The organism is Klebsiella sp. X1-16S-Nf21, assembly GCF_002837615.1.
Lineage (GTDB): Bacteria > Pseudomonadota > Gammaproteobacteria > Enterobacterales > Enterobacteriaceae > Klebsiella > Klebsiella variicola.
In genome coordinates, this window is sequence record NZ_PJDK01000013.1 from 63078 (window position 1) to 88818 (window position 25741).

The following is a 25741-nucleotide window of genomic DNA, read 5'->3' on the forward strand; positions in this document are numbered from 1 at the left end:
AGGGGTTTGCAATGCGTAAGCAATGGCTGGGGATCTGCATAGCAGCGGGGCTGCTGGCGGCATGTTCGAGTGATGACGTGCAACAAAAAACGGTCAGTACTCCACAGCCGGCCGTCTGTAATGGCCCGACGGTTGAGATCAGCGGCGCCGATCCGCAGTATGAAACGCCGAACGCCACGGCGAATCAGGATTATGAGCGCGACGGTAAAAGCTATAAAATCGTTCAGGATCCGGCCAACTTTACGCAGGCTGGTTTTGCGGCGATCTATGACGCGGAACCTAACAGTAACCTGACCGCCAGCGGCGAAACCTTCGATCCGACCCAGTTGACCGCGGCGCACCCCACGCTGCCAATCCCGAGCTATGCGCGGATCACCAACCTCGCTAACGGCCGCATGATCGTCGTGCGGATTAACGATCGCGGCCCGTATGGTAACGATCGCGTTATCTCGCTCTCCCGTGCGTCTGCTGACCGTCTGAACACCTCGAACAACACCAAGGTGCGTATCGACCCCATCATCGTTGCGCCTGACGGTTCGCTTTCCGGTCCGGGAATGGCCTGCACCACCGTCGCCAAACAGACGTACGCCCTGCCCGCCCGACCGAATCTGGACGGCGGTGACACCACAGGTATGAACCAGCCTGCGCCTGCCGACGTTCGCCCGATCAGCAACAGCACGCTGAAGCCGGAAGACAGCGTCGGCGCGCCGGTGAACAGCGGCGGTTTCCTCGGCGCCCCGACGCCGCTGAACAGCGGCGTGCTGGAGAGTAGCGAGCCGGCAGCCACGACCGCCGCCACTGCGGCCCCTGCTGCTGCCGTCGCGACGCAAACGGCTCCCGTCACCGCGCCAGGCTCCATCCAGGGTAGCGTAGCGGCGACAGCGGCCACTGCCGCGACCGCCAGCGCCGTTGCCGCCTCCTCTACCGCCACCTCCAGCGCCAGCGGTAATTTTGTCGTCCAGGTTGGCGCAGTGAGCGACCAGGCGCGGGCGCAGCAGTATCAGCAGCGCCTGAGCCAGCAGTTCTCGGTGCCAGGCCGGGTCACGCAAAACGGCGCGGTATGGCGTATTCAGCTGGGCCCGTTTGCTGATAAGGCGCAGGCCAGCGCCGTTCAGCAGCGCCTGCAAAGCGAAGCGCAGCTGCAGTCCTTTATTACTCGCGCCAACTAAACGCCGCGGGCAGCCCGTTCACCTTGCGCATGTAAAAGTCATTAACAAACTCATGCGCAATGTCGGATGCTGGCCCGCAGAGCATTTGCTATAGTAAGGCACTTTTTTTAACTCCATCACGGATGCCGTTGTTCTGACCATGAAGACCTCTTTCACCGCTCGTTTACTCATCACGGCGCTCTCCGTTGCAGCGCTCTCCTCCGCTGCCCGCGCCGATGACCTGAATATCAAAACGATGATCCCAGGCGCCCCGCAGATTGACGCCGAATCCTGGGTGCTTATTGATTACAACTCCGGCAAAGTGCTGGCGGAAAATAACGCCGACTCCCGTCGCGACCCGGCCAGTCTGACCAAAATGATGACCAGCTATGTCATCGGTCAGGCGATGAAAGCGGGTAAATTCAAAGAGTCCGATCTGGTCACTGTCGGCAACGATGCCTGGGCCACCGGCAACCCGGTTTTCAAAGGCTCTTCTCTGATGTTCCTCAAGCCGGGGATGCAGGTTCCGGTTTCGCAGCTGATCCGGGGTATCAACCTGCAGTCGGGTAACGATGCCTGCGTGGCCATGGCCGACTATGTTGCCGGTAGCCAGGACGCCTTCGTCAGCCTGATGAACAACTATGTTAACGCCCTGGGCCTGAAAAACACCCATTTCCAGACCGTTCACGGCCTCGATGCTGACGGACAGTACAGTTCCGCGCGCGACATGGCGCTGATTGGCCAGGCGCTGATCCGCGATGTGCCGAACGAGTACTCTATCTATCGTGAGAAAGAGTTCACTTTCAACGGCATCCGCCAGCTGAACCGTAACGGCCTGCTGTGGGATAACAGCCTGAACGTCGACGGCATCAAAACGGGTCATACCGACAAAGCGGGCTACAACCTCGTCGCCTCTGCCACCGAAGGCCAGATGCGTCTTATCTCGGCGGTGATGGGCGGACGTACTTTCAAAGGTCGTGAGTCGGAAAGCAAAAAACTGCTGACCTGGGGCTTCCGCTTCTTTGAAACCGTCAACCCGATCAAAGCCGGCAAAGAGTTTGCTTCCGAACCGGCCTGGTTCGGTGACAGCGATCGCGCCTCGCTGGGGGTGGATAAAGATGTCTACCTGACCATCCCGCGTGGCCGGATGAAAGATCTGAAAGCCAGCTATGTGCTGAATAACACTGAACTGCACGCCCCGCTGCAGAAAAACCAGGTGGTCGGCACCATCAACTTCCAGTTAGATGGTAAAACTATCGATCAGCGCCCGCTGGTGGTGCTGCAGGAAATCCCGGAAGGGAATTTCTTTGGCAAAATTATTGATTACATTAAGTTAATGTTCCACCACTGGTTTGGTTAAAAATCGAACACTTGAAAGTGTGATTTCCATCCCCATATACTATTTATCCAAGTAACCTGATAACTCCCGCCCTTGGTGGGAGTTATTATTTTGTCGTAACACCGGAGCTGACATGAAAACCAAACTTAACGAACTGCTGGAATTCCCTACCCCCTTTACTTACAAAGTAATGGGACAGGCGTTGCCGGAGCTGGTTGATCAGGTGGTGGAAGTGGTACAGCGCCATGCGCCTGGTGATTACTCGCCGTCAGTAAAACCGAGCAGCAAAGGTAACTACCACTCGGTCTCCATCACCATCAACGCCACCCACATTGAGCAGGTGGAAACGCTGTACGAAGAGTTAGGCAATATCGATATCGTACGGATGGTGCTGTAACCTTTTCCCCGACCCGGCCGCCGTGCCGGGTCCTTTCATCCCCTTCCGCCCTGCTGTGATATACTCCCCGCCCTGAGTCCTCTCTTCCCGGCGGAGATGTTGTTTTGCAGCACAATAAAATTCTTATCCGGCAGCTTGGCCTGCAACCATACGAACCCATCTCGCAGGCGATGCATGAATTCACCGACGCCCGCGATGAAGACACCCTCGACGAGATCTGGCTGGTGGAACATCACCCGGTCTTCACTCAGGGCCAGGCAGGCAAAGCGGAACACGTGCTGGTGCCCGGCGATATTCCGGTGATCCAGAGCGATCGCGGCGGCCAGGTGACCTATCACGGTCCAGGACAGCAGGTAATGTATGTTCTGTTGAACCTTAAACGCCGCAAGCTGGGTGTGCGCGAGCTGGTGACGCTGCTGGAGCAAACGGTCGTTAATACCCTGGCCGAGTATGGCATCGAATCGCATCCCCGCGCCGATGCCCCAGGGGTCTACGTCGGCGATCGCAAAATCTGCTCACTGGGACTGCGGATCCGCAAAGGGTGCTCTTTCCACGGTCTGGCGCTCAATATCGCGATGGATCTCGCGCCATTTCTGCGCATCAATCCCTGCGGCTATGCCGGCATGGAGATGACGCAAATGCGCCAGTGGCAGCCAGAGGTGACTCCAGAGACGGTCGCCCCGCGGCTGGTCGCCAATCTGCTGGCGCTGCTGAACCATCCCCCGCACGAATATCTCCCCCAGCAGTAAACGGTAGATCAGCGCCCCGCAGGCGGCGGGGCGCTAAACGATTAACACATTATTTTTGCAATCAATTGTCACGTACGGGATGTGGTGTGCCGCTATACTTGCCCTATCATTCCCAACCGGACTCATCGCGTGCCAGAGAATACGTCTCCGTCAGAATCCCCTGAACGACAGGATGAACGTTATGACCGCCAGATGTTTCGCATCCTGCGCAATATTGACCTCAACCTGTTAACCATCTTCGAAGCCGTTTACGTCCATAAAGGCATCGTCAACGCCGCTAAGATACTGAATATCACGCCATCGGCTATTAGCCAGTCGATTAACAAACTGCGGGCGCTTTTTCCTGACCCGCTGTTTATCCGCAAGGGGCAAGGTGTGATGCCCACCGCGTATGCTACCCATCTTCATCAGTACATCAGCCGGGGTATGGAGGCTTTCCTCAGTGCGCTGGATATCGCCGGTAGCCCCCACCAGCAGCGGGTGATCACTATCGCCACCACGCCAGGCATGGGGGCGCTACTGATACCCATCGTGGCCAGTGCGCTAAAACCGGCCTTTCCGCAGATCCTGTTGCACAACATCGCCATCACCGACGCCGCGCGGCAGCTCGACCAGCGCCAGGTGGATCTGTTAATTGACACTCATCTGCACAGCGGCCAGGCGATAAGCCATCATGTGCTGTACCAGGATCGGGTACGGATGTACTGCCGTGCCGAGCACCCCGCGCTGCATGGCCCACAGGATGAAGCCCATCTCGCTCAGTATGAATTTGCGCTGCTGCTTCCGGAAGGCCAGCGCTACCCCACCCTTCACCGCCGCCTGCAGGAAGAGATGGGCGAACGACGCTGCGGATTCAGCACCTTTAACCTGCTGACCCAGGCAGCCATGATCGCCGAGAGCGACATGCTGGGGCTGACCACCGAGCGCCTGTTCGCCATGGTATCCCGGCTTTGGCCACTGCAAACCCTGGATTTTCACTCCCTGCAGGACGAAAAAATTAATGTTGCGCTGCACTACAATAAGCAAAGCGGGAAGGAGCCATTGCTGAAAGAAATTATCGAGACGGTAATCCAGGCGTTTAAGGCGTAGCGCACGGAAAGAAAAAGGATAAAACAACAACTATTTTACAATTTGCGAGGCAGGCAGGCTGCTTTCTGCCCCTTTTCAATGGTATACTGCCTGCTCTTGATTCAAAAATAGTTGATAATTGCAACATTTCATTGAATTAATTCGCTTTCCTTCGTGACTCGCAACTGGAACACGCACGCTATGAGTAAACCCATTGTGATGGAACGCGGTGTTAAGTACCGCGACGCCGATAAAATGGCCCTTATCCCGGTGAAAAACGTGGCAACTGAGCGTGAAGCTCTGCTCAGAAAACCGGAATGGATGAAAATCAAACTTCCGGCAGATTCGTCCCGTATCCAGGGTATCAAAGCAGCGATGCGTAAGAACGGCCTGCACTCCGTGTGTGAAGAAGCCTCCTGCCCGAACCTTGCAGAATGCTTCAACCACGGTACCGCGACCTTTATGATCCTCGGCGCGATCTGTACCCGTCGCTGCCCGTTCTGCGATGTCGCGCACGGGCGCCCGGTTGCACCAGATGCGAACGAACCACAGAAGCTGGCGCAAACCATCGCTGATATGGGTCTGCGCTACGTCGTGGTCACTTCAGTGGACCGTGACGACCTGCGTGATGGCGGCGCACAGCATTTTGCCGACTGCATCAGCGCCATTCGCGAGAAAAACCCGTCGATTAAGATCGAAACGCTGGTTCCGGATTTCCGCGGCCGCATGGATCGCGCGCTTGATATTCTGACGGTAACCCCGCCGGATGTCTTCAACCATAACCTCGAAAACGTACCTCGTCTCTATCGTCAGGTGCGTCCGGGCGCGGATTACAACTGGTCGCTGAAGCTGCTGGAGCGTTTTAAAGAAGCGCATCCGGAGATCCCGACGAAATCTGGCCTGATGGTCGGTCTGGGCGAAACCAACGACGAGATCATCGAAGTCATGCGTGACCTGCGTCGCCATGGCGTCACCATGCTGACGTTAGGCCAGTATCTGCAGCCGAGCCGTCACCACCTGCCAGTACAGCGCTACGTCAGCCCGGAAGAGTTCGAAGAGATGAAAGCGGAAGCGATGGCGATGGGCTTCACCCACGCCGCCTGTGGTCCCTTCGTTCGCTCTTCCTATCATGCCGACCTGCAGGCTAAAGGAATGGAAGTGAAGTAACTGCCGCTTCTGCCGCTGCGCGCCTTTTCGCCGCAGCGGCCCCTCTCCGCTTCCTCTGCTTCCTCTGCTTCGCGTTTTCGTAACAGTTCGTTGCATCTTTTCTGCGCGGCATCGCCAAAAACGACAAAGGCCGCAACGATATTCGTCGCGGCCTCTTCGCCGTTCCGCCAGCATCCCTCCGGGGGGACGCATCGGATCAATTACTCTTTATGAGAGATCTTCTGCGCCGGCGCTTCTTCTTCCACGGTGGCTTTCTTCGCGCTATCGTCATCCTCGTTCATGGCCTTTTTAAAGCCCTTGATAGCCGAACCCAGGTCGCCGCCCAGCGTACGTAATTTCTTGGTACCAAACACTAAGATAATCAGTGCTGCGACTACCAGCAGTTTGGTAATACTAATCTCACCCATAGCTAACCTTCTTCTCTATACAAGCTGCGAATACGCCATCATACACGCATTTATCCGTCATATTGTAATCCACCTGTGCGTGGGCTGCGTGATTCGGCCCAGAGCCTTCCCCCTGAAGGAGTTAGCGCAGGGGTGTCCGTCCTGACGTGCACAGCGAATTATTAGGATAAACAATACGGGTATTTGACGCGCGGACACAATAGCAATCTGTAACAAGGTGAATCAAGCCCTGTTTAAAAAAACATCACAATAATTGCGGTGGCGCAAATCGTCGGTTCTGCAGTACCGGCAAACGCTCGCGAACCCGCGCAAGGTGCTCGGCGGAGACATCGGCAAAGATCAGCTGCGGTTCGCTCCCGGCCCCCGCCAGCGTCGTTCCCAGCGGGTCAACAATGCGGCTCTGACCAATATTCCGCGTCCCGCATTCGCCTGCCGCCACGATATAGCAGGTCGTATCGAGCGCGCGCGCCGCCAACAGCGTCGCCCAGTGGTGCTCTTTCTGTGGCCCTCTCACCCATGCGGTGGGCAGTACCAGCAGCTCAGCTCCGTTCAGCGCCAGCGATAGGGCCAGTTCCGGGAAGCGAAGATCGTAGCAGGTCATCAGGCCAACGCGTAACCCCGCCACTTCAATTACCGGCGGGATCTGCTGGCCAGGATCCACCCGCCGCGACTCCTGCATTGCGAAGGCGTCGTATAAATGCAGTTTGTGATAATGGGCTATTACTTCGCCATCCCGCAAGACCACCAGCGTATTGGTCGCACGGCCTTCTGCCGACGGCACATGCAGCGTCAGGACCGTGGTCAAACGGTTACGCCCGCTCTCAGCCAGCAGCAACTGCAAAAACGCCCCATCCAGCGGCTGAGCCGATTTCACTGACATATCCGGGTCGTTGTCATCTCGCGCCAGTAACGCCTCTGGCAGCACCAGCAGCGCCGCCCCTTCACGCGCAGCCTGTTGCATCATCGTCACACAGGTCTGCGCATTCGTCCGCCATACTGGCGTGACGGCAAATTGTCCTGCCGCTACCCGCATGTTTTTCTCCGGTCAGGTTATGAATAGCCAATCGCGCCCGTCGCGCGCTACACTTGAGGTTCTCTTATATCAAATAGCAGGAAACAACCGTGTTTCAACTTCTTTGCGCCGTTTTTATTGGCGGTGGCACCGGCAGCGTATTGCGCTGGTGGCTCGGCATGAAGCTCAACCCTGTGCATCATGCTATCCCGATTGGGACATTGACGGCCAACCTGGTAGGCGCCTTTGTGATTGGTGCCGGGCTGGCGTGGTTTAACCGTCTGACGGATATTGACCCGATGTGGAAGCTCCTGATCACCACCGGGTTCTGCGGCGGGTTGACCACCTTCTCCACCTTCTCGGCGGAAGTGGTCTTTCTCCTGCAGCAGGGGCGGGTGAGCTGGGCACTCCTCAACGTGATGGTGAATTTGCTGGGTTCGTTTGCCATGACGGCCGTCGCCTTCTGGCTTTTCTCGCAGGCCGCCAGCCGTTAACGATCTGAAAAACAGGCAAAAAAAAACCCGCGTTAAGCGGGTTTTTATATTCTACTGACGTGTTGGTTAGATAGCCATTACGTTTGCAGCAGAAGGGCCTTTGGCACCGTTAGTGATTTCGAACTCTACACGCTGACCTTCAGCCAGAGTTTTGAAACCGTTGGACTGGATTGCAGAGAAGTGTACGAATACATCTTTGCTGCCATCTTCCGGAGTAATGAAACCGAATCCTTTGGACTCATTAAACCACTTAACGTTACCTTTAATCTTAGACATCAAAATTACCTTTATATGAAAAATCGACACTAATGCTGTGTCGAGTATCAGTACACCAATTGTGGTACCTTTTGTCCAGTGCAACTTTGCTAAAAAGTGATAAAAGTCGCTATCTTTTTTAGTGGGTAACGCTTTAGTCCTTGTTTTTCCACAAGACACACCGCTTATCTCATTTATTGCTAAGACTTAGCGAATTAAAACTGTATACGAGCCCAGGCGAAGTAAACGTTACCGTTATTGTAGGTGCCGGGAATATAGGTCATCTGGAAAGTCGCCGGACCGTAACCTATTGACGCCAATGGTAAGATCACCGGAATGGGGATGTAGTCCCAGTTATCGCGCGCCGTCACGCCAAGGGTATAGCCGAGTCCAAGGTGGAAGTTCTGGTCGGTCAGCGGGCGCCAGGTTTTCTCCCAGCCGTAGCCGCCGATAGGCTCCCATTTATTGAAAGAATCTTTAAACGCCATCAGGTACAGACCGTGCCAGTTTCCCTTCTCATCCCAGCGCGAGACGCCAAAACCCGCGCCCCAGGGGCGTTCGTTATACTTATCCGTCTTTTCCTTATCATAGGCAAACCGCGCGTGCCAGGTAATGGCTGGAACGTACAAGTCATAGTGCTCCGGCTCATTCCAGGTCTGCGCGACGTTATTACTTAAGGTCTGGTAACCTTCGCTGAGGGTCGATGAAAACGACGCGCTGGCGTTTACGGATACCAACAACCATCCAAAAAAACCAAGAGAAAACAGAGAAAAACGACGTAACATCAACACTTTTCCATTACCACTTTCATTTAAAAGCCGCCTAAAATAGCAAAGATAGTCTCAATACAGGTTGAACGAAATAAGGCAAACTCCTGATTTTTGCCCGGTGACCATCAGAACCTTTTAACTATCCATCTGGTGATTATATCCAGGCGAGACGGGTGACGCGTAGTTCTTATCGCTTTATTGATTTGCATCAGCGAGTTTTGTCCGTTTTTTCGGCACATTCGCACATTAAAATTTGGCATGACGCTTTTTATCTACATATTCTTTGGGCTTAGGGGTAATAAATGCTGACGTTTGTTGAGATCCTGATCGGGATTGTGGTCATTGTGGGCGTCGCCCGCTATATCATTAAGGGCTACTCGGCCACCGGGGTGCTGTTCGTCGGGGGCTTAATCTTATTGATCGTCAGCGCCCTGCTGGGGCATAAAGTCTTGCCGGGCAATACCGACAGCACCGGTTATTCTGCCACCGATATTATTGAATACATTAAGATTCTACTCATGAGCCGCGGTGGCGATCTGGGTATGATGATTATGATGCTGTGCGGCTTCGCCACCTACATGACCCATATTGGCGCCAATGATATGGTGGTGAAATTAGCATCAAAGCCGCTGCGCTATATTAATTCGCCCTATCTGCTGATGATTGCCGCCTACTTTGTCGCCTGCCTGATGTCGCTGGCGGTCTCCTCTGCGACCGGCCTTGGCGTGCTGCTGATGGCGACGCTGTTCCCGGTGATGGTGAACGTCGGTATCAGTCGCGGGGCGGCGGCAGCCATCTGCGCTTCACCGGCGGCCATTATCCTCTCGCCTACCTCTGGCGATGTTGTACTGGCGGCTAAAGCCGCAGAAATGCCGCTGATCGACTTTGCCTTCAAGACCACGCTGCCCATCTCCATCGCGGCCATTATCTGCATGGCAATCGCCCATTTCTTCTGGCAGCGTTACCTGGATAAAAAAGAGAACATTTCCCACGAAATGCTGGATGTCAACGACATCACCACCACCGCCCCGGCGCTGTACGCCATTCTGCCGTTTACCCCGATCATCGGCGTGCTGATCTTTGATGGTAAATGGGGACCGGAACTGCACATTATCACCATCCTCGTCGGCTGCATGCTGCTGGCGGCGATCCTTGAGTTCCTGCGCGGGTTTAACACCAAAAACGTCTTCAGCGGGCTGGAAGTCGCCTACCGCGGGATGGCTGACGCCTTCGCCGGCGTAGTGATGCTGCTGGTCGCCGCCGGCGTCTTCGCCCAGGGGCTAAGCACCATCGGCTTTATCAATGGGCTGATCTCCATCGCCACCTCCTTCGGCTCGGCCAGTATTATTCTGATGCTGGTGCTGGTGATCCTGACCATGCTGGCGGCAATGACCACCGGTTCCGGTAATGCCCCGTTCTACGCCTTCGTTGAGATGATCCCCAAGCTGGCGCACTCTTCCGGCATCAATCCGGCTTATCTGTCGATTCCGATGCTGCAGGCCTCTAACCTCGGCCGCACGATATCGCCGGTCTCCGGGGTGGTGGTCGCCGTTGCCGGGATGGCAAAAATTTCGCCGTTCGAAGTGGTCAAACGTACCTCCGTGCCGGTGATGGTTGGCCTGCTGGTGGTGATTATCGCCACTGAGATTCTGGTGCCCGGCAGCGCAGTCCACTAATGGTCTAACCACGCGAAAAGGCGCCAGCGGGCGCCTTTTTTATGCTTTAATAACTCCCCGTTATCTTTTGCCATCCACAATCAGGAATAAACATGTTCAGGAAGGATTTCGCCGCGCTTGCCCTTGTGCTCACCGCCACTCAGGCCGGCGCTGAACCGCTCACCGCGACGCGATACGCTGATTTTGACCGCTACGTTCTTGCCCTCTCCTGGCAAACCGGATTCTGTCAGAGCATGCTTGACCGCAACCGTAGCGAACCGGAAGAGTGTCGCCTGCAGCAGGACACGGCGAACAAAGCCGACTTTCTGACCGTGCACGGCCTGTGGCCCGGGCTGCCAAAGTCGATTGCCGCGCGCGGGGTGGATGAACGACGCTGGATGCGCTACGGCTGCGCCACGCGCCCGGTGCCCAACATGCCGGAAGTGAAAGCGAACCGCAAATGCCAGGCGGCGGAAACCGGGCTGTCGCTGGAGATGGCCAATAAGCTCAATAACGTGATGCCGGGCTCGGGCGGCACCTCCTGCCTGGAGCGCTACGAATACGCCAAACATGGCGTCTGCTTCGGCTTTGATCCCGATAGCTATTTTGGCACCATGGTGCGCCTGAATGGGGAAATTAAGCATAGCCCGGTAGGCGATTTCCTCGCGAAGCATTATGGTCAAACCGTCAGCCGCGCCGACTTCGATGCCGCGGTGGCCCGCGCCTGGGGTCCGCAAAGCGTGAAGGCGTTTAAATTAACCTGTAACGGTAATCCGGCCTATCTGACCGAGATGCAAATCTCCCTCAACGCCGCCACCATCAACGCCCCGCTGGCCACGTCCGCCTTTCTGCCGCAACCCCATCCGGGCAACTGTGGAACCCAGTTTATCCTGGACAAGGTCGGTCAGTAGCGCAAAGCGACGTGCTGAGCAGAAAACGCCGCCCGCCGGGGGGCGTTGCACGCTGAATGTGCGTTTCATCACTTCAAACTACCGGCAACTCTCAGTATGATGGTAGGACCTTAACCCTTGCCCTTTTCGGCGAGGGTTTTCTTTTACGGACAGGTTCCTGGATAACATGGAGTATGCAATGACCAGACCCGCAATCATCATTAACGAACTGGATGCCGAACGTATCGACAGGCTGCTGGAGCAGCCGGCTTTCGCCAACTTACCGGTTGCCGATGCCCTGAATGACGAGCTCGACCGCGCGCAAATGCTGGCGCCGGAAGCGATGCCGCATGACGTCGTCACCATGAACAGTAAGGTAAAATTCCGCGATTTAACCAGCGGCGAAGAGCGCGTGCGGACGCTGGTGTTTCCGTCTCAGGTGACTGACAGCGCCAGCCAGCTCTCCGTCCTCGCGCCGGTGGGCGCCGCGCTGCTGGGTCTGAAAGTCGGCAGCACCATTCACTGGGAGCTGCCGGGCGGTGCATCGACACACCTGGAAGTGCTGGAGCTCTTGTACCAGCCGGAAGCCGCTGGCGAATTCCACCGCTAATCCCTGCTGCCTGAGGCGTTTCGCGCTTTATTCAGAGGATGTCCATACATCCTCTTTCTGCTGTTCCTTCCTCGCTAACCTTTTTTTACGCTTTGCACCTGCCTGACTGACAGTTTTGCGACCTGAATGACACTATATACGCATATAATATGTTGATATAGACGCAAATGAACAAGGAGGATTGCATATGTATAAGACTATCATTATGCCCGTTGATGTCTTTGAGATGGCGCTGAGCGATAAAGCCGTCCGGCATGCGGAGTTTCTGGCCCAGCAGGACGGGGTGATCCATCTGCTCCACGTATTACCCGGCTCTGCGAGCTTCACCATGAGCCGCTTTACCGCCGATCTGCGGCGGTTTGAAGAACACCTGCAGCATGAGGCGGAAACTCGTCTGCAGACGATGGTCAGCCATTTCAGCATTGACCCCTCACGTATCAAGCTGCATGTCCGTTTCGGCAGCGTGCGCGATATGGTCAACGAGCTGGCCAGCGAAATTAACGCCGATGTCGTGGTGATTGGCTCGCGCAACCCGTCCATCAGTACCCACCTGCTCGGATCCAATGCCTCAAGCGTGATCCGCCATGCCCATATCCCGGTGATGGTCGTCAGGTAAATATGACGAAATAGAAAAAAAGAGGCTACCCCAGGGTAGCCTCTTTGTTATGCAGGTTTATTGTCTGACTTGTTATGCGGTTTTCGTGCGGATCAGGTAGTCGAAGGCGCTCAGCGACGCTTTTGCCCCTTCCCCTGCCGCGATAATAATCTGCTTGTACGGCACGGTGGTGCAGTCGCCAGCGGCGAATACGCCTTTGACATTGGTTTCGCACTTCGCATCGATGATGATCTCACCCATGCGGTTGCGCTCAACGGCGCCTTCCAGCCAGGTGGTGTTAGGCAGCAGGCCAATCTGGACGAAGATCCCCGCCAGCGCGACATGATGCTCATCACCGCTCACCCGGTCACGATATTGCAGGCCGGTGACTTTGCTGCCATCGCCTTTCACTTCCGTGGTCTGCGCATTAAGAATGATGTCGACATTCTTCAGGCTGCGGACTTTATCCTGCAACACCTGGTCGGCCTTCATCTCTGGAGCAAACTCCAGCAGGGTCACATGCTCTACGACGCCCGCCAGGTCGATAGCGGCTTCTACCCCGGAGTTCCCGCCGCCAATTACCGCTACGCGTTTGCCCTTAAACAGTGGACCGTCGCAGTGCGGGCAGTAGGTCACGCCTTTGGTGCGATACTGATCTTCGCCCGGTACGTTCATATTGCGCCATTTCGCCCCGGTGGCAATGATGACGCTACGCGCCTTCAGCACCGCGCCAGAGGCGGTTTCAATCTGATGCAGGCCGCCCTCTGTCGCCGCTGGCGTCAGTTTGGTCGCGCTCTGGGAGTCGATCACATCGACGTTATAGTCGCTGACGTGCGCTTTCAGTGCGCCGGCCAGTTTCTGGCCTTCGGTTTTCGGCACCGAAATATAGTTTTCGATATCCACGGTATCCAGCACCTGACCGCCGAAGCGCTCGCCAATCAGGCCGGTACGAATACCTTTACGCGCAGAGTAGACCGCCGCGGCAGCACCGGACGGGCCGGAGCCGACAATCAGCACATCGTAAGCGTCACGTTGGTTCAGCTCTTCCGCTGCGCGTTTTTCCGCACCGGTATCCACTTTGGCGACAATTTCCGTCAGCGTCATTCGCCCCTGACCAAACTCCTGACCATTCAGATACACCGCAGGAACGCCCATGACGTTGCGATCGGTAATTTCATTCTGGAAGGTCCCACCGTCAATCGCCGTGTGCTTGATGCGCGGGTTGAGCACCGACATCAGGTTCAGGGCCTGCACCACATCCGGGCAGTTATGACAGGAGAGTGAATAATAAGTCTCGAACTCGAAATCGCCATCAATATCGCGGATCTGCTCCAGCAGCGACTGGGCCTCTTTCGACGGATGACCGCCGGTCCACAGCAGCGCCAGCACCAGCGAGGTAAACTCGTGGCCCAGCGGAGAGCCTGCAAAGCGTGGGCCCTGGTCGGAACCAGGGTTAGTAATCAGGAATGATGGCTTACGTACCGCGAGCGTGTTGTCTTCTTTAAAGGTGACTTTGTCTGACAGTTCAGCGATTTCAGCCAACAGTTCCTTGATTTCTGCCGATTTAGCGCTGTCATCCAGCGTGGCAATCAGCTCAACAGGCTTGGTCAGCTTCTCAAGGTAGGCCTTGAGCTGGGTTTTCATGTTGGTGTCGAGCATTGTTATCTCCTGGGCTTAAAACATCATCATGCAAGCGGCCTCGTCCAGGCGGCCTGAATGCGCTTGCATCATGGTGTTGGAATAAAATGGGCGCCAAAGCGCCCATTGATTGCCGGGTGGCACGCCGTTTACCCGGCCTACAATCTTGTAGGCCCGTGCAAGCGTAGCGCCGCCGGGCACAAACAGACTTAAATCTTACCGACCAGGTCCAGAGACGGAGCCAGTGTCGCTTCGCCTTCTTTCCATTTAGCCGGGCAGACTTCGCCTGGGTGAGAAGCAACGTACTGCGCCGCTTTGATTTTACGCAGCAGGTCAGACGCATCACGGCCGATACCTTCAGCGGTAACTTCGATCGCCTGGATGATACCCTGTGGGTCAACCACGAAGGTGGCACGGTCAGCCAGACCTTCATCTTCACGCATGTTGTCGAAGTTACGGGTCAGGGCGCCAGTCGGGTCGCCGATCATCGCGTATTTGATTTTCGCGATGGTTTCAGAGCTGCTGTGCCACGCTTTGTGGGTGAAGTGGGTATCGGTAGACACAGAGTAAACGTCTACGCCCAGCTTCTGCAGTTCTTCGTAATGGTCAGCCACGTCGCCCAGTTCGGTCGGGCAGACGAAAGTGAAGTCAGCCGGATAGAAGAAGAAGACGCTCCAGCGGCCTTCGGTGTCTTTCTCGGTGACTTCGATGAATTCACCATTTTTGAATGCCTGGTTTTTGAACGGTTTGATTTTGGTGTTAATTAAGGACATCTATACTTCCTCCGTGTTTTCGTTGAGGTCTAAGTTAACGAATTTTTCCTGACCCGACCAATGCGTTTACATTATCGAATCAATAAGCGTTATCTAACAACCGGAACAAGACAACTCTGTGAACCTGTCGACGCGTTCAGCGCTGATCGCTGTTTTTCGCATCATTTGCCGCGACAAAAGTAAAAAGGCCACCCTTTCAGGCGGCCCCGTTACCTGAAATACCCGAAGGTAGGTTCAGCGCCAGTCAGACTGGCTATGTGTTGCGCTCTACATTACCTTAATGTAACAGCATCCAGGATTACATCACCCACGCCAGCAAAGGGCAATCCGTCATTCTGCTGATCTTGCCTATGACTGTGATAGGTTCGACAATCGTTTTGCCCTTTCCTGCTGATTTTACAAGGAATATTCATGTTAAAGCGTCTTCTCTTGCTCAGCCTTTTTCCGTTATGCAGCCAGGCGGAGGAGCTCCCCGCTCCGGTAAAAGCGATTGAAAAACAGGGCATTACTATTATAAAACCCTTTGAGGCGCCGGGGGGAATGAAAGGCTGGCTGGGCAAATACCAGGACATGGGGGTCACCATCTACCTCACGCCGGACGGCAAACATGCCATTTCCGGCTATATGTATGACGAGAACGGCAACAACCTCAGCGAGCAGTTGTTTCAAAAAGAGCTCTACACGCCGGCAGGACAGGAGATGTGGAAGAAGATGGCCAGCGCCCACTGGCTGCAGGATGGCAATAAGGACGCCCCCATCGTGTTGTATGTCTTTGCCGATCCCTTCTGCCCCTACTGTAAACAGTTCTGGCAGCAGTCCCGCCCCTGGGTGGAAGCCGGTAAAGTGCAGATCCGCACCCTGCTGGTGGGGGTGATCAAGCCCGAAAGCCCGGCCACCGCCGCCGCGATTCTGGCCACCAAGGATCCGGCGAAGACCTGGCATGATTATGAGCAATCGAATGGAAAAATGGCCCTGACGATCCCGCAGGCTATTCCGCCGGAGAAAATGAAAGTGCTCAACGTTAATCAGCAACTGATGGACGAACTGGGGGCCAACGTCACGCCAGCCATTTACTATATGAATAAGGATAATATGCTGCAGCAGGTGGTCGGCCTGCCGGATAAAGAAAAACTGCAGATCATGATGGGCGAACAAGAATAATCCCATTGCATAATGGCGCCAGATAACAACGACCGCTGGCGCCCCTGACGACGATAAGATATATTAAGCAGAACTTAACGTTATAGTCCGGTAATTAAATTCACACCGCAAATATTAAGCCAATCAACATTCTCACTAAGAATATTTCCACCCGCGCTGATAATACACAGGACTGCATTAATGGCAAATCTTTACGATCTGAAAAAGTTCGATTTGAATTTATTGGTTATTTTTGAATGTATCTATCAACATTTGAGCATTAGCAAAGCAGCCGCCATGTTATTTATCACCCCGTCAGCGGTGAGCCAGTCGTTGCAGCGTTTGCGCCAGCAGTTAAACGATCCGTTATTTGTTCGCGTTGGGAAAGGGATGACGCCCACTACCGCCTGTGTCAATCTTCATTATCATTTGCAACAAAATCTCGAACAGCTGGAAAAAACCATCAATCTCAATAATCGCTCCGAACTGCGTAAACGTATCGTGATATATGGCCCTCCGCTGTTCTGTTCAGTGAATAGCCATTTTATGATTAATGAGCTCTGTCATCAGGCCAATTTGCAGATTGAACACCATAACCTGACCACCACGGAATCGGCTGAGGAGCTGCTGGCGTATCGCCAGGCGGACCTGGTGTTCACCCGAATGCCTATTACCAACCGCGCCACGATCTGTCAGCCCTATCAGACGGTGCAGACGCTGGCGGTTTGCCGGGCGGACCATCCGCGGCGAGATCAACTCACGTCGATTGAAGCGCTGGCACAGGAATTTTTCACCCACTATATCACCAACGATCCTGTCATTCAGCGCGTCCAGCAAAGCAGCACGCCATGGTTAAATCCGGGTAATATTGCCTTTCGCAGCGACTCTTTTATGACCATTCTTAACATGATCAATAAAACCGACTTAATTGGCTTCATCCCCTCCTATTTATATGATTTTATTTCCCCGGCCATGCCACTTCACGCTCTCGATATAGAGGCACTTTTTCCAGAGATCACGATATACATTAACTACCATCAATCATCTACACAAAATCATTTTCTATCTGAATTAATCTCCATTCTAATGAATGACAGAGATATATCACGCCCACAACTTAATAATAGTGAGTAACTGCCCACCTGTTTTCACACTCTGTTTGAATGCAGATCGACCATTAATTTCGCAGCGCTCATCGTTTATACTGAACAAACGGGAAGCTCTACTATTAAAGGATTAATGGTCATGTCGTTTATTAAATATCCCTTACCGGAATCGGTGCTGCAGGCAACTGAGCAGCGCATCCAGTGGGTGCTGGATAATTTTTCACGCGTTTGCGTCTCTTTCTCGGGTGGAAAAGACTCCACCGTCATGCTGCATTTAACCGCCCAGGCGGCGCGGTTACAGGGTAAAAAAATCAGTGTGTTGTTTATTGACTGGGAAGCGCAGTTCTCCTGCACCATCGCCCACTGCGAAAAACTGCGTGCGCTGTATGCGGATGTTGTCGAAACCTTTTACTGGGTCGCCCTGCCGCTCACCACCCAAAACGCGCTGACGCAGTATAAACCGCAATGGCAATGCTGGGAGCCCGGGGCCGACTGGGTCCGTCAGCCGCCGCCCTGGGCGATTACCCACCCGGGCTATTTTTCATTTTATCAACCGGGGATGAGCTTTGAGTCCTTTGTCAGCCACTTCGCCGAGTGGTTTTCACAGCGGCGCCCCGCCGCCGTGCTGGTGGGCATTCGCGCCGACGAGTCACTGAATCGCTTTATGGCCATCTCTTCGCAGCGTAAACAACGCTTCGCCGATGATAAACCCTGGACCACCTCGGCGCCGGGCGGCCACGCCTGGTACATCTACCCGCTCTATGACTGGAAAACGGCCGACATCTGGACCTGGTTTGCCAAAAGCCGGCAGTCTTATAACCCTCTGTACGATCTGATGTATCAGGCCGGGGTGCCGCGCGCTATATGCGCATCTGCGAACCGTTCGGTCCGGAGCAGCGCCAGGGACTGTGGCTCTACCATGTGCTGGAGCCCGAGCGCTGGGCCGCAATGTGTCAGCGGGTGAGCGGCGCGCACAGCGGCGGGGTCTATGCCGGGCATGATAATCAATTTTACGGCCACCGAAAAATCGACAAGCCCGACCACCTTACATGGAAAAGCTATGCGCTGTTCCTGCTCGACAGCATGCCGGAAACCACTGCCGAGCACTACCGCAACAAAATCGCCGTCTACCTGCGTTGGTATCAGAAAAAAGGCATGGAAGATATTCCGGACACCCAGCCTGCGGACATTGGCACCAAAGATATCCCGTCCTGGCGGCGGGTCTGCAAAGTGCTGCTCAATAACGACTACTGGTGCCGTCAGCTTTCGTTTAGCCCGACCAAAAGCAGCCACTATCAGCGCTACCGTAAACGCATGGAAAAACATCGCCAACAATGGGGGATATTATGCAACAACAACTGACGCAGGCGCTGGACGCTTATCTGCAAACGCTGGATGACGAGGCGCGCATCGAGGCAATCAATGCGTTTCGTCAGGTGCTCCACCAGCGCAGTCCCTTCCGCTCCCAGCCCGTTGACTGCGTGCTGTGGGTAAAACAGGAGCAGGTCATCCCCAACGACTACAATCCGAATAACGTGGCGCCACCGGAAAAACGCCTGCTGCAAACGTCGCTGGAAGCCGACGGCTTTACCCAGCCGGTCGTCGTCATCCAGCAAAGCCCGCAGTCGTATACGATTGTCGACGGTTTTCACCGTCATGAGCTGGCCTGCAGCAAAGCGGTGCTGAAAAAAACGCTGAAAGGTTATCTGCCAGTGACCTGCCTGACGAGTGAAGCCGCCTCGCGTGACGGGCTGATGGCAGCGACCATACGCCATAACCGGGCGCGCGGGCGCCACCAAATCCACGCCATGTCAGAGATTGTCCGCGAGCTGACCCAGCTTGGCTGGACGCCACAGAAAATCGGCAAAGAGCTGGGGATGGATGCCGATGAGGTATTGCGCCTGAAGCAAATTAGCGGCCTCACGGAGATGTTCGCTGGCCGCCAGTTCTCCCAGGCGTGGACGATTAAGTGACTACAGCTGGCACAAACGCGTCGCCGCAGCCAACAGAGTCGCCGGCTGTTTGGCAAAGCATAAGCGGATCAGCTTGTGCGGGAACGGATCGGCGCAGAAGACGGAGAGCGGGATCGCCGCCACCCCGACTTCGGTCGTCAGCCAGCGGCAGAAGCTGACGTCGTCAAGATCGGAAATGGCGCTGTAGTCCGCCAGCAGGAAATAGGTCCCTTCACAGGGCAGAAGTTCCAGCCGGCTTGGGCGCAGCGCTTCAATAAACAGATCGCGGCGTTCCCGATAAAACGCCGGCAGCTCACGATAGTGCTCAGGCGCTTCGCGCAGCATGTCGGCGATCGCCAGCTGCGCCGGAGTATTCACCGAGAAGGTCAGATACTGATGCACCTTGCGCAGTTCGGCGCTGATGGCCGCCGGGGCTACGCAGTAGCCGACCTTCCAGCCGGTCATATGAAACGTTTTGCCAAACGAGGAGACCGCCACCGCCCGCTCGCGAAGCTGGGGATGCGCCAGCACGCTGGCGTGGCCGCCCTCGGCAAAGCAGATGTGCTCATAGACCTCATCGCTGAGGACATAGATCTCGCGTTCGGCAATAGCCTGCCACAGGGCAGCGAAATCTTCACGCTGCCAGACGGTGGCTGATGGATTGTGCGGGGTATTGAGGATCACCAGACGGGTTTTATCGCTCAGCGCCGCAGCAAACTGCTGCCAGTCGACGCGAAAATGCGGCGGCTGCAGCGCAATACGGCGTAATTCGCCGCCGGCCAGCGCCACCGCGGGGGCATAGCTGTCATAGCTGGGATCGAAACAGACCACCTCGTCGCCGCGGCGCACCAGGGCGGTGATCGCCGCGTACAGGGCCTCCGTCGCGCCGGCGGTGACCGTGATATCGCTATTGACGTCGGGCAGGTAATCATACAGCTCCGCTGTCTTCCCGGCGATCGCCTCGCGCAGCGCCGGCACGCCGGTCATCGGGGCGTACTGATTCGCCCCCTGCGCCACATGGTAGGCCAGACGCTCCTGAAGATAGCGCGGGCCGTCGAAATCGGGAAAGCCCTGTGACAGGTTGATGGCCTGATGCTGCTGGGCCAGGGCGCTCATCTGGGTAAAAATCGTTGTGCCGAGCGCAGGAAGTTTACTCTCTGGAATCAAAGGGTTATTGCTCATTCTTTTTATACCGATTGTAATGCTGTTGTTGAAGCCACTATAACACGATGTTAATATTTGGCAATCAAGACGCTTAGACGTCTAAATGCTAATGTTATTCCGCGCCACGCCACTCTGGAGAAACCATGATCCGCGCCATCGTGACCGACATAGAAGGCACCACCAGCGATATCCGCTTCGTGCATAACGTGCTGTTCCCCTACGCCCGCGAACGACTGGCCGGCTTTGTGACCGCTCAGCAGTACGCTGAGCCCGTCAAAACCATTCTCGACAACCTGCGCCGCGAGACAGACGCCCCGGCCGCCAGCACCGCCGACCTTATCACTACCCTCTTCGCCTTTATGGACGAAGACCGTAAATCCACGGCGCTAAAGGCGCTGCAGGGGATCATCTGGCGTGACGGCTATCTCAACGGCGACTTTACCGGCCATCTCTATCCGGACGTACTGCCGGCGCTGGAGAAATGGAAAGCGCAGGGCATTGATCTGTATGTATATTCCTCAGGCTCCGTTGCCGCGCAGAAATTGTTATTTGGCTACAGCGATGAAGGTGATATTACTCATCTGTTCACGGGCTATTTCGATACCCTGGTAGGCGCCAAACGCGAGGTGCAGTCCTACCGTAACATTGCTGAACACCTGGGCCATGCCCCTGGCACCATCCTGTTCCTGTCGGATATCCATCAGGAGCTCGACGCCGCCGAGGCTGCAGGTTTGCGAACGATCCAACTGGTACGCGGCGACCGCGACCCGGCGAGCCACCATCCTCAGGTTCAGCGTTTTGACGACATTCATCCGGAGCAGATCCCAGCATGAGCGCATTAACTCTTTTTTCCGTGACCGATCCGCAAACACCGCTCTGGCACAGCACCGACGCCAAAGCGATTCAGGATCAACTGAACGCCAAAGGCGTCCGCTTCGAGCGCTGGCAGGCCGACCGCGACCTCGGCGCAAATCCCAGCCCGGAAACGGTGATTGCCGCCTATCAGCATGCGATTGATAAACTGGTCGCCGAAAAGGGCTACCAGAGCTGGGACGTCATCAGCCTGCGCGCCGATAACCCGCAAAAAGAGGCGCTGCGGGAAAAATTCCTCAACGAGCACACCCATGGCGAAGACGAGGTGCGGTTTTTTGTCGAGGGCGCCGGCCTGTTCTGCCTGCATATTGGCGACGAGGTGTTCCAGGTACTGTGCGAAAAGAACGATCTGATTTCGGTTCCCGCCCACACCCCGCACTGGTTTGATATGGGTTCAGAACCGAACTTCACCGCCATTCGCATTTTTGATAACCCGGAAGGCTGGATCGCCCAGTTTACCGGTGACGATATCGCCAGCGCCTACCCGCGGCTGGCGTAACGTCAAACTGTCGTCAGTCTTAAACCGCCAGGCGCGGGCTTTGCCGGAGGCGGCGCATACCGCGCCTCCTCCGGACTACCCGCCCCGCCGCCGGCGAGCGCCAACGCCTAAACCTCAATAAACCTCGGCGGATCAAAGGCGGTGATCGGCGGCAGTGCCTCACGCCACGGGGCGATCTCCACCCAACAGCTCTGGGCGCTACAGCCCTGCCCCAGGCGCGAACTGCCGCGATCCTCGGTTAACACGTTGGGATTACCGTGCTTATCGAGCGTTCCTTTTTCATTGGGATCCAGCGGGTCATACCAGGCGCCGGTGGACATCTGTACCACGCCGGGCAAAATCTGCTCGCTCAGGTGCACGCCCGCCAGAATCGCCCCGCGGTCGTTATAGACCTTCACCACGCTGCCTTCGCGGATGTCTCTTGCCTGCGCATCGCTCGGATGCATCCACAGCGGCTCGCGTCCCTGAATTTTCGTCGCCCGGCTGACGCTGCCGTGGTCGTACTGACTGTGCAGGCGGGCACGCGGCTGGCTGGAGAGCAGATGAAGCGGCCACCGCGCCGCCTCCTGCCGCTGCCGGGCGGCCTCCTGTTCATCCCACCACGGATGGCCAGGGCATTCACGATAGCCAAACCCGGCGACGGTGGCGGAAAAGAGTTCAATCTTGCCGGAGGGCGTGGAGAGCGGATAGCGCTGCGGATCGGCGCGAAAATCGGCGAGAAAGATCTGCGGCCGCTCCGGCGCGCTGTACTCCAGCACCCCTTGCTGCCAGAAGTCCTCGAACGAGGGCAGCGCAATACCCTCCTCCTGCGCCCGCGGTCTTGACTCCTCATAGAGATGACGCAGCCACTGCCCGGCGTCCCGCCCCTCGCTGAACTGTTCTCCGAAGCCCAGCCGAGCGGCCAGATCGTGGAAAATGGCGTAATCGTCACGCGCTTCGCCCACCGGCGGGATCTGCGCGCTCATGGCGATCATAAACCCGTCGTGACCGCCGCTGCCGATATCCTCTCGCTCCAGCGAGGTGGTGGCTGGCAGGACAATATCGGAGAATTTAGCCTGCGCGGTCCAGTACTGCTCATGCACCACCACCGTCTCCGGACGGCGCCAGGCCTCGCACAGTCGGTTGATATCCTGATGATGATGAAACGCATTGCCTCCCGCCCAGTAAACCAGACGGATGTCGGGATAGCGCAGCTGCTGACCGTCGAACTCATAGGCTTCTCCCGGGTGCAGCAGCATATCGGACAGCCGCGCCACCGGGATAACGCTATCCACCGCATTCTCCCCGGCGGGTAAGCGCGGGCCGGAAAACGCTTTTCGCACCGCGCCCGCCAGGTTAGTGCAGGCGTAGCCAAACCCGAGGCCGCCGCCCGGCGTGCCGATCTGTCCCAGCAGCGCGGTCAGGGCCACCGTCGCCCAGTAGGCTTGCTCTCCCTGACGGGCGCGCTGGATAGACCAGGAGATATTCACCATCGTCCGGTGGCGGGCCATCTCCCGCGCCAGGTCGGCGATGCGCTGGGCGTCCAGGCCGGTAATCGCCGCCGCCCACGCCGGGGTTTTCGCTACGCCGTCGTGCTCGCCCAACAGATAAGCGCGATAGGGGGCAAACCCGACGGTATGGCTGGCAACAAACGCCTGGTCGTAGAGAGACTCAGCGATCAGTACATAGCTCAGCGCCAGCAGCAGTGCGGTATCGGTGCCCGGCCGAATGGCCAGCCACTCGGCGTCGGGCACCGCGCTGAGGTCATTGCGCACCGGACTGATATTGATAAATCGGGTGCCGTTGGCCTGCATCTTATCCAGCCAGTACGGCAGCATATGGTCATTGGCGCCGCCGCCGTTGACCTGGGCATTGCGCAGCGGCAGACCGCCAATCGCGACAAACAGCTGGCACTCCCGCGCCAGCTCGGAAAAATGGGTATGCTGACGGTGCAGCGGGCTCAACGGCCCGAGAATATGCGGCAGAATGCGCTCGCCCGCGGCGCTGCTATAGGTATTGGTGCTGGCGGTGTACCCGCCAAATCCCTTGAGAAACCGGTGCAGCTGGCTCTGCGCATGGTGAAAGCGTCCAGCGCTGGCCCAGCCGTAGGAGCCGCCGTAAATCGCCTCATTGCCGCAGCGCGCCTTGACCGAGCGCAGCTCGCGAGCCAGCAGGTCGAGCGCCACCTCCCAACTGACTTCAACAAAGGGCTCCTTGCCTCGCCCTTCTCGTGACGCTGGGCCCTGCTGAAGATAGCCGGCGCGCACCGCCGGACGGCGAATGCGCGTTTGGCTGGTCACCGCGTCGGGGAGCGACTGACCAATGCGTGACGGATTTTTATCCCAGGGCACCGGATTAACCGCCACGATATCGCCCTCGCGGCTCTCCACCTGCCACGTTCCCCAGTGCATCACCGTATAATTATGCTGTTTCTTCATAGCACTCGCGTTCTTCTCAGCCAAAAAACTCGTTAAAATAAATCGAGGAAATGACGGAAATATCCCCGTCCCAGCCAGACATTACGCTGCTAAAAAAAGTATTAGCCCGCGCAATCACCTGCATTCCCCTGCAAGGGCCGTATTTCTCCACGCCATTACTATAAACAGAAAGCCGTCTTTATCCGTTAAATAAACACGGAATAAGTCAAAAATAAAACCACAAAATAAAAAGGTATATTTTGCATCATGAAATATTTTCAGGTTCCCGATGGCAAAATAACATTTTTCTCTGGCGTTTCTGCGATATAACATTCCCGACATAACTTAGACTTATTTTGTATTTGAGGTGGCGAGGTGCTTCTTGTCATGCTACCGGTCCGCAACCACCTTCATCACAGGATCATAATAACAATGTCGCAGAAGAGAAAATTATTGCCTGCCGCGCTGGGACTGCTTTCCCTTGCCTCGCTGAGCGTCACTGCCGCAGACGCCCTCTCCTTACAGGGAAAAACCATTGGCGTTGCCGTTGTCGGCACTCAGCATTTCTGGGATCGCGAGGCCTTTAAGGGTGCGACAGAGGAAGTGGAGAAATTGGGGGGCAAAGTCATTGGCGTTGATGGCGGTCGCGATAATCAGGTGCATGCCAATAATCACGATATTTTACTGTCACGCAAGGTGGACGCGGTAATTAGTATTCTCGGCGACAGCGCCGTCGAACCAAAATTTAAAGCATTGCGTGATGCTGGTATCCCGGTATTTACCGTGGATCATGTTTCTCAATATTCGGTCAACAATACCACCTCCGATAACTACACCTTAGGCTCGACCATCGGCCGCTACATGGCGGATGAATTAGGCGGCAAAGGCAACGTCGCCGTATTTAACGCGTTCTCCAGCGCGCTGCGTATTTGCGGAATTCGCTACGATCAGTGGAAATATGTCCTTAAGGATTATCCGGATATTCATATTATCCAGCCTGAGCTCGCGGAACAGTTCGCCAACTCGCCGGAAGACGCGCGGAAGAAAACCCTCGAATTACTCAGCCAGTATCCGAAAGGCAAACTGGACGCCATCCATGTCGCCTGCTGGGATCAACCGGCCATCGGTATCGTCCAGGCACTGGAAGAGACCGGCCGTGATAAGGACGTGAAAGTGACGGCCATCGACGCCGGTCCGGAGACGCTGGAGATCATGGCAGAGCCCGGCAGTCCGTTTGTGGCTAACGTCGCGCAGCAGCCGCATCTGATTGGCCAGACCTCCGCCGACAACGTGGCCCGCTACTTTGCCGGTCAGAAACTGCCGGTGCAAACCTTTATCCCGGTGATACCGGTGAAAGGTCCGCAGGAGGCGAAAGCGGTGTATAAACAGTTGGGATACGGCGAACTGCAGTGATAAATCAACACCCTGGCGGGGAGCGCCCCGCCGCGGGTCTGGTCATGGACCAGATCGGCAAACGTTTTGCCAGCGTTACGGCGCTTAATTCAGTCACCCTGCGCCTCAATCCGGGGGAAATTCATGGCCTGATTGGCGAGAACGGCGCCGGTAAATCGACGCTGATTAAAATCCTCGCCGGCGTCTATCAGGCTGACAGCGGCAGCGCGACCCTCGACGGTCACCCGCTGC

26 protein-coding genes and 1 pseudogene are annotated in these 25741 nt (G+C 56.1%); 19 read left to right on the plus strand and 8 right to left on the minus strand.

The features are described from left to right. Positions 1-11 precede the first annotated feature (11 nt). From rlpA to lipA, 6 genes are all read left to right on the plus strand, one after another. Complete coding sequence (gene rlpA, locus CW267_RS08545) at positions 12-1169, plus strand: endolytic peptidoglycan transglycosylase RlpA (RefSeq protein ID WP_040973894.1); 1158 nt, start codon at positions 12-14, stop codon at positions 1167-1169. Between the two features lie 139 nt (positions 1170-1308). Next, positions 1309-2508, plus strand: a complete 1200-nt coding sequence (dacA, locus tag CW267_RS08550) for a D-alanyl-D-alanine carboxypeptidase DacA (RefSeq protein WP_008805633.1) — start codon at positions 1309-1311, stop codon at positions 2506-2508. Between the two features lie 112 nt (positions 2509-2620). After that, positions 2621-2884 carry a DUF493 family protein YbeD gene (gene ybeD / locus CW267_RS08555; RefSeq protein WP_002894474.1) on the plus strand — a complete coding sequence of 88 codons (264 nt, stop codon included), beginning with the start codon at positions 2621-2623 and terminating at the stop codon, positions 2882-2884. 104 nt (positions 2885-2988) lie between these two features. Then, the gene (gene lipB / locus CW267_RS08560; protein WP_012542459.1) at positions 2989-3633 is read left to right on the plus strand and encodes a lipoyl(octanoyl) transferase LipB; all 645 of its coding nucleotides are present in this window, start codon (positions 2989-2991) and stop codon (positions 3631-3633) included. Positions 3634-3762: 129 nt separating this feature from the next. Continuing rightward, positions 3763-4722 (plus strand): YbeF family transcriptional regulator, encoded by a 960-nt coding sequence (locus tag CW267_RS08565; protein WP_012968702.1) that lies wholly within the window; start codon positions 3763-3765, stop codon positions 4720-4722. A 180-nt stretch (positions 4723-4902) separates the two neighbouring features. Next, entirely contained in the window at positions 4903-5868 is a 966-nt protein-coding gene (gene lipA / locus CW267_RS08570) for a lipoyl synthase (protein WP_002894467.1), read from the plus strand. 200 nt (positions 5869-6068) lie between these two features. Here the strand turns inward: lipA and tatE are convergent, their stop codons facing one another. After that, on the minus strand, positions 6069-6275 hold the full coding sequence (gene tatE / locus CW267_RS08575; RefSeq protein WP_008805630.1) for a twin-arginine translocase subunit TatE: 207 nt from the start codon (positions 6273-6275) through the stop codon (positions 6069-6071). A 244-nt stretch (positions 6276-6519) separates the two neighbouring features. After that, positions 6520-7308, minus strand: coding sequence for a deaminated glutathione amidase (locus CW267_RS08580; RefSeq protein WP_008805629.1), 789 nt, complete (start codon positions 7306-7308; stop codon positions 6520-6522). Positions 7309-7397: 89 nt separating this feature from the next. Between CW267_RS08580 and crcB the strand changes: the two genes are divergently transcribed. Next, positions 7398-7781, plus strand: a complete 384-nt coding sequence (gene crcB, locus CW267_RS08585) for a fluoride efflux transporter CrcB (RefSeq protein WP_008805628.1) — start codon at positions 7398-7400, stop codon at positions 7779-7781. 66 nt (positions 7782-7847) lie between these two features. Here the strand turns inward: crcB and cspE are convergent, their stop codons facing one another. Together cspE and pagP are read right to left on the minus strand one after the other, a co-directional pair. After that, positions 7848-8057 carry a transcription antiterminator/RNA stability regulator CspE gene (gene cspE / locus CW267_RS08590; RefSeq protein WP_012542460.1) on the minus strand — a complete coding sequence of 70 codons (210 nt, stop codon included), beginning with the start codon at positions 8055-8057 and terminating at the stop codon, positions 7848-7850. Positions 8058-8251: 194 nt separating this feature from the next. Further along, positions 8252-8776, minus strand: a complete 525-nt coding sequence (gene pagP, locus CW267_RS08595; RefSeq protein ID WP_306034378.1) for a lipid IV(A) palmitoyltransferase PagP — start codon at positions 8774-8776, stop codon at positions 8252-8254. A 332-nt stretch (positions 8777-9108) separates the two neighbouring features. Here pagP and dcuC point away from each other — a divergent pair, with 332 nt between their 5' ends. The 4 genes from dcuC (at position 9109) to uspG (ending at position 12577) form a co-directional block, all read left to right on the plus strand. Then, entirely contained in the window at positions 9109-10482 is a 1374-nt protein-coding gene (gene dcuC / locus CW267_RS08605; protein ID WP_008805625.1) for an anaerobic C4-dicarboxylate transporter DcuC, read from the plus strand. A gap of 92 nt (positions 10483-10574) precedes the next feature. Then, positions 10575-11372 (plus strand): ribonuclease I, encoded by a 798-nt coding sequence (rna, locus tag CW267_RS08610; RefSeq protein ID WP_008805624.1) that lies wholly within the window; start codon positions 10575-10577, stop codon positions 11370-11372. 178 nt (positions 11373-11550) lie between these two features. Then, complete coding sequence (rnk, locus tag CW267_RS08615; RefSeq protein ID WP_008805623.1) at positions 11551-11961, plus strand: nucleoside diphosphate kinase regulator; 411 nt, start codon at positions 11551-11553, stop codon at positions 11959-11961. A gap of 187 nt (positions 11962-12148) precedes the next feature. Beyond that, positions 12149-12577 carry a universal stress protein UspG gene (gene uspG / locus CW267_RS08620; RefSeq protein WP_002894401.1) on the plus strand — a complete coding sequence of 143 codons (429 nt, stop codon included), beginning with the start codon at positions 12149-12151 and terminating at the stop codon, positions 12575-12577. Between the two features lie 72 nt (positions 12578-12649). Here the strand turns inward: uspG and ahpF are convergent, their stop codons facing one another. After that, on the minus strand, positions 12650-14215 hold the full coding sequence (gene ahpF, locus CW267_RS08625) for an alkyl hydroperoxide reductase subunit F (RefSeq protein WP_100781418.1): 1566 nt from the start codon (positions 14213-14215) through the stop codon (positions 12650-12652). A 188-nt stretch (positions 14216-14403) separates the two neighbouring features. Further along, positions 14404-14967, minus strand: coding sequence for an alkyl hydroperoxide reductase subunit C (gene ahpC / locus CW267_RS08630; RefSeq protein ID WP_002894394.1), 564 nt, complete (start codon positions 14965-14967; stop codon positions 14404-14406). A 411-nt stretch (positions 14968-15378) separates the two neighbouring features. On the opposite strand from ahpC, the gene dsbG reads away from it, so the two are divergent. The 4 genes and pseudogenes from dsbG to CW267_RS08650 all read left to right on the plus strand — a co-directional run bounded on the left by dsbG (position 15379) and on the right by CW267_RS08650 (position 19186). Beyond that, entirely contained in the window at positions 15379-16128 is a 750-nt protein-coding gene (dsbG, locus tag CW267_RS08635) for a thiol:disulfide interchange protein DsbG (protein ID WP_022065704.1), read from the plus strand. A 180-nt stretch (positions 16129-16308) separates the two neighbouring features. Then, positions 16309-17241 carry a DNA-binding transcriptional repressor CitR gene (citR, locus tag CW267_RS08640; protein WP_008805620.1) on the plus strand — a complete coding sequence of 311 codons (933 nt, stop codon included), beginning with the start codon at positions 16309-16311 and terminating at the stop codon, positions 17239-17241. Positions 17242-17352: 111 nt separating this feature from the next. Then, positions 17353-18575 (plus strand): annotated as a pseudogene (locus tag CW267_RS08645) (phosphoadenosine phosphosulfate reductase). After that, positions 18560-19186: an IbrB-like domain-containing protein gene (locus CW267_RS08650; RefSeq protein ID WP_023297217.1), complete on the plus strand. Its 627-nt coding sequence runs from the start codon at positions 18560-18562 to the stop codon at positions 19184-19186. The pseudogene CW267_RS08645 and the gene CW267_RS08650 overlap by 16 nt, the downstream one beginning before the upstream one ends. Here the strand turns inward: CW267_RS08650 and CW267_RS08655 are convergent, their stop codons facing one another. Continuing rightward, the gene (locus CW267_RS08655; RefSeq protein ID WP_162823044.1) at positions 19187-20332 is read right to left on the minus strand and encodes a pyridoxal phosphate-dependent aminotransferase; all 1146 of its coding nucleotides are present in this window, start codon (positions 20330-20332) and stop codon (positions 19187-19189) included. 140 nt (positions 20333-20472) lie between these two features. Between CW267_RS08655 and mtnC the strand changes: the two genes are divergently transcribed. Together mtnC and CW267_RS08665 are read left to right on the plus strand one after the other, a co-directional pair. Further along, positions 20473-21162 (plus strand): acireductone synthase, encoded by a 690-nt coding sequence (gene mtnC / locus CW267_RS08660; protein ID WP_008805616.1) that lies wholly within the window; start codon positions 20473-20475, stop codon positions 21160-21162. After that, complete coding sequence (locus CW267_RS08665) at positions 21159-21701, plus strand: 1,2-dihydroxy-3-keto-5-methylthiopentene dioxygenase (protein WP_008805615.1); 543 nt, start codon at positions 21159-21161, stop codon at positions 21699-21701. The genes mtnC and CW267_RS08665 overlap by 4 nt, the downstream gene beginning before the upstream one ends. Positions 21702-21808: 107 nt before the next feature. Here CW267_RS08665 and CW267_RS08670 read toward each other — a convergent pair whose 3' ends face one another. Then, complete coding sequence (locus CW267_RS08670) at positions 21809-24118, minus strand: molybdopterin-dependent oxidoreductase (RefSeq protein ID WP_032734964.1); 2310 nt, start codon at positions 24116-24118, stop codon at positions 21809-21811. A gap of 411 nt (positions 24119-24529) precedes the next feature. Between CW267_RS08670 and CW267_RS08675 the strand changes: the two genes are divergently transcribed. Next, positions 24530-25510: a sugar ABC transporter substrate-binding protein gene (locus CW267_RS08675; protein WP_008805613.1), complete on the plus strand. Its 981-nt coding sequence runs from the start codon at positions 24530-24532 to the stop codon at positions 25508-25510. Positions 25511-25554: 44 nt separating this feature from the next. Continuing rightward, on the plus strand, positions 25555-25741 hold a 187-nt coding region (locus CW267_RS08680; protein WP_165787425.1), incomplete at its 3' end, for an ATP-binding cassette domain-containing protein.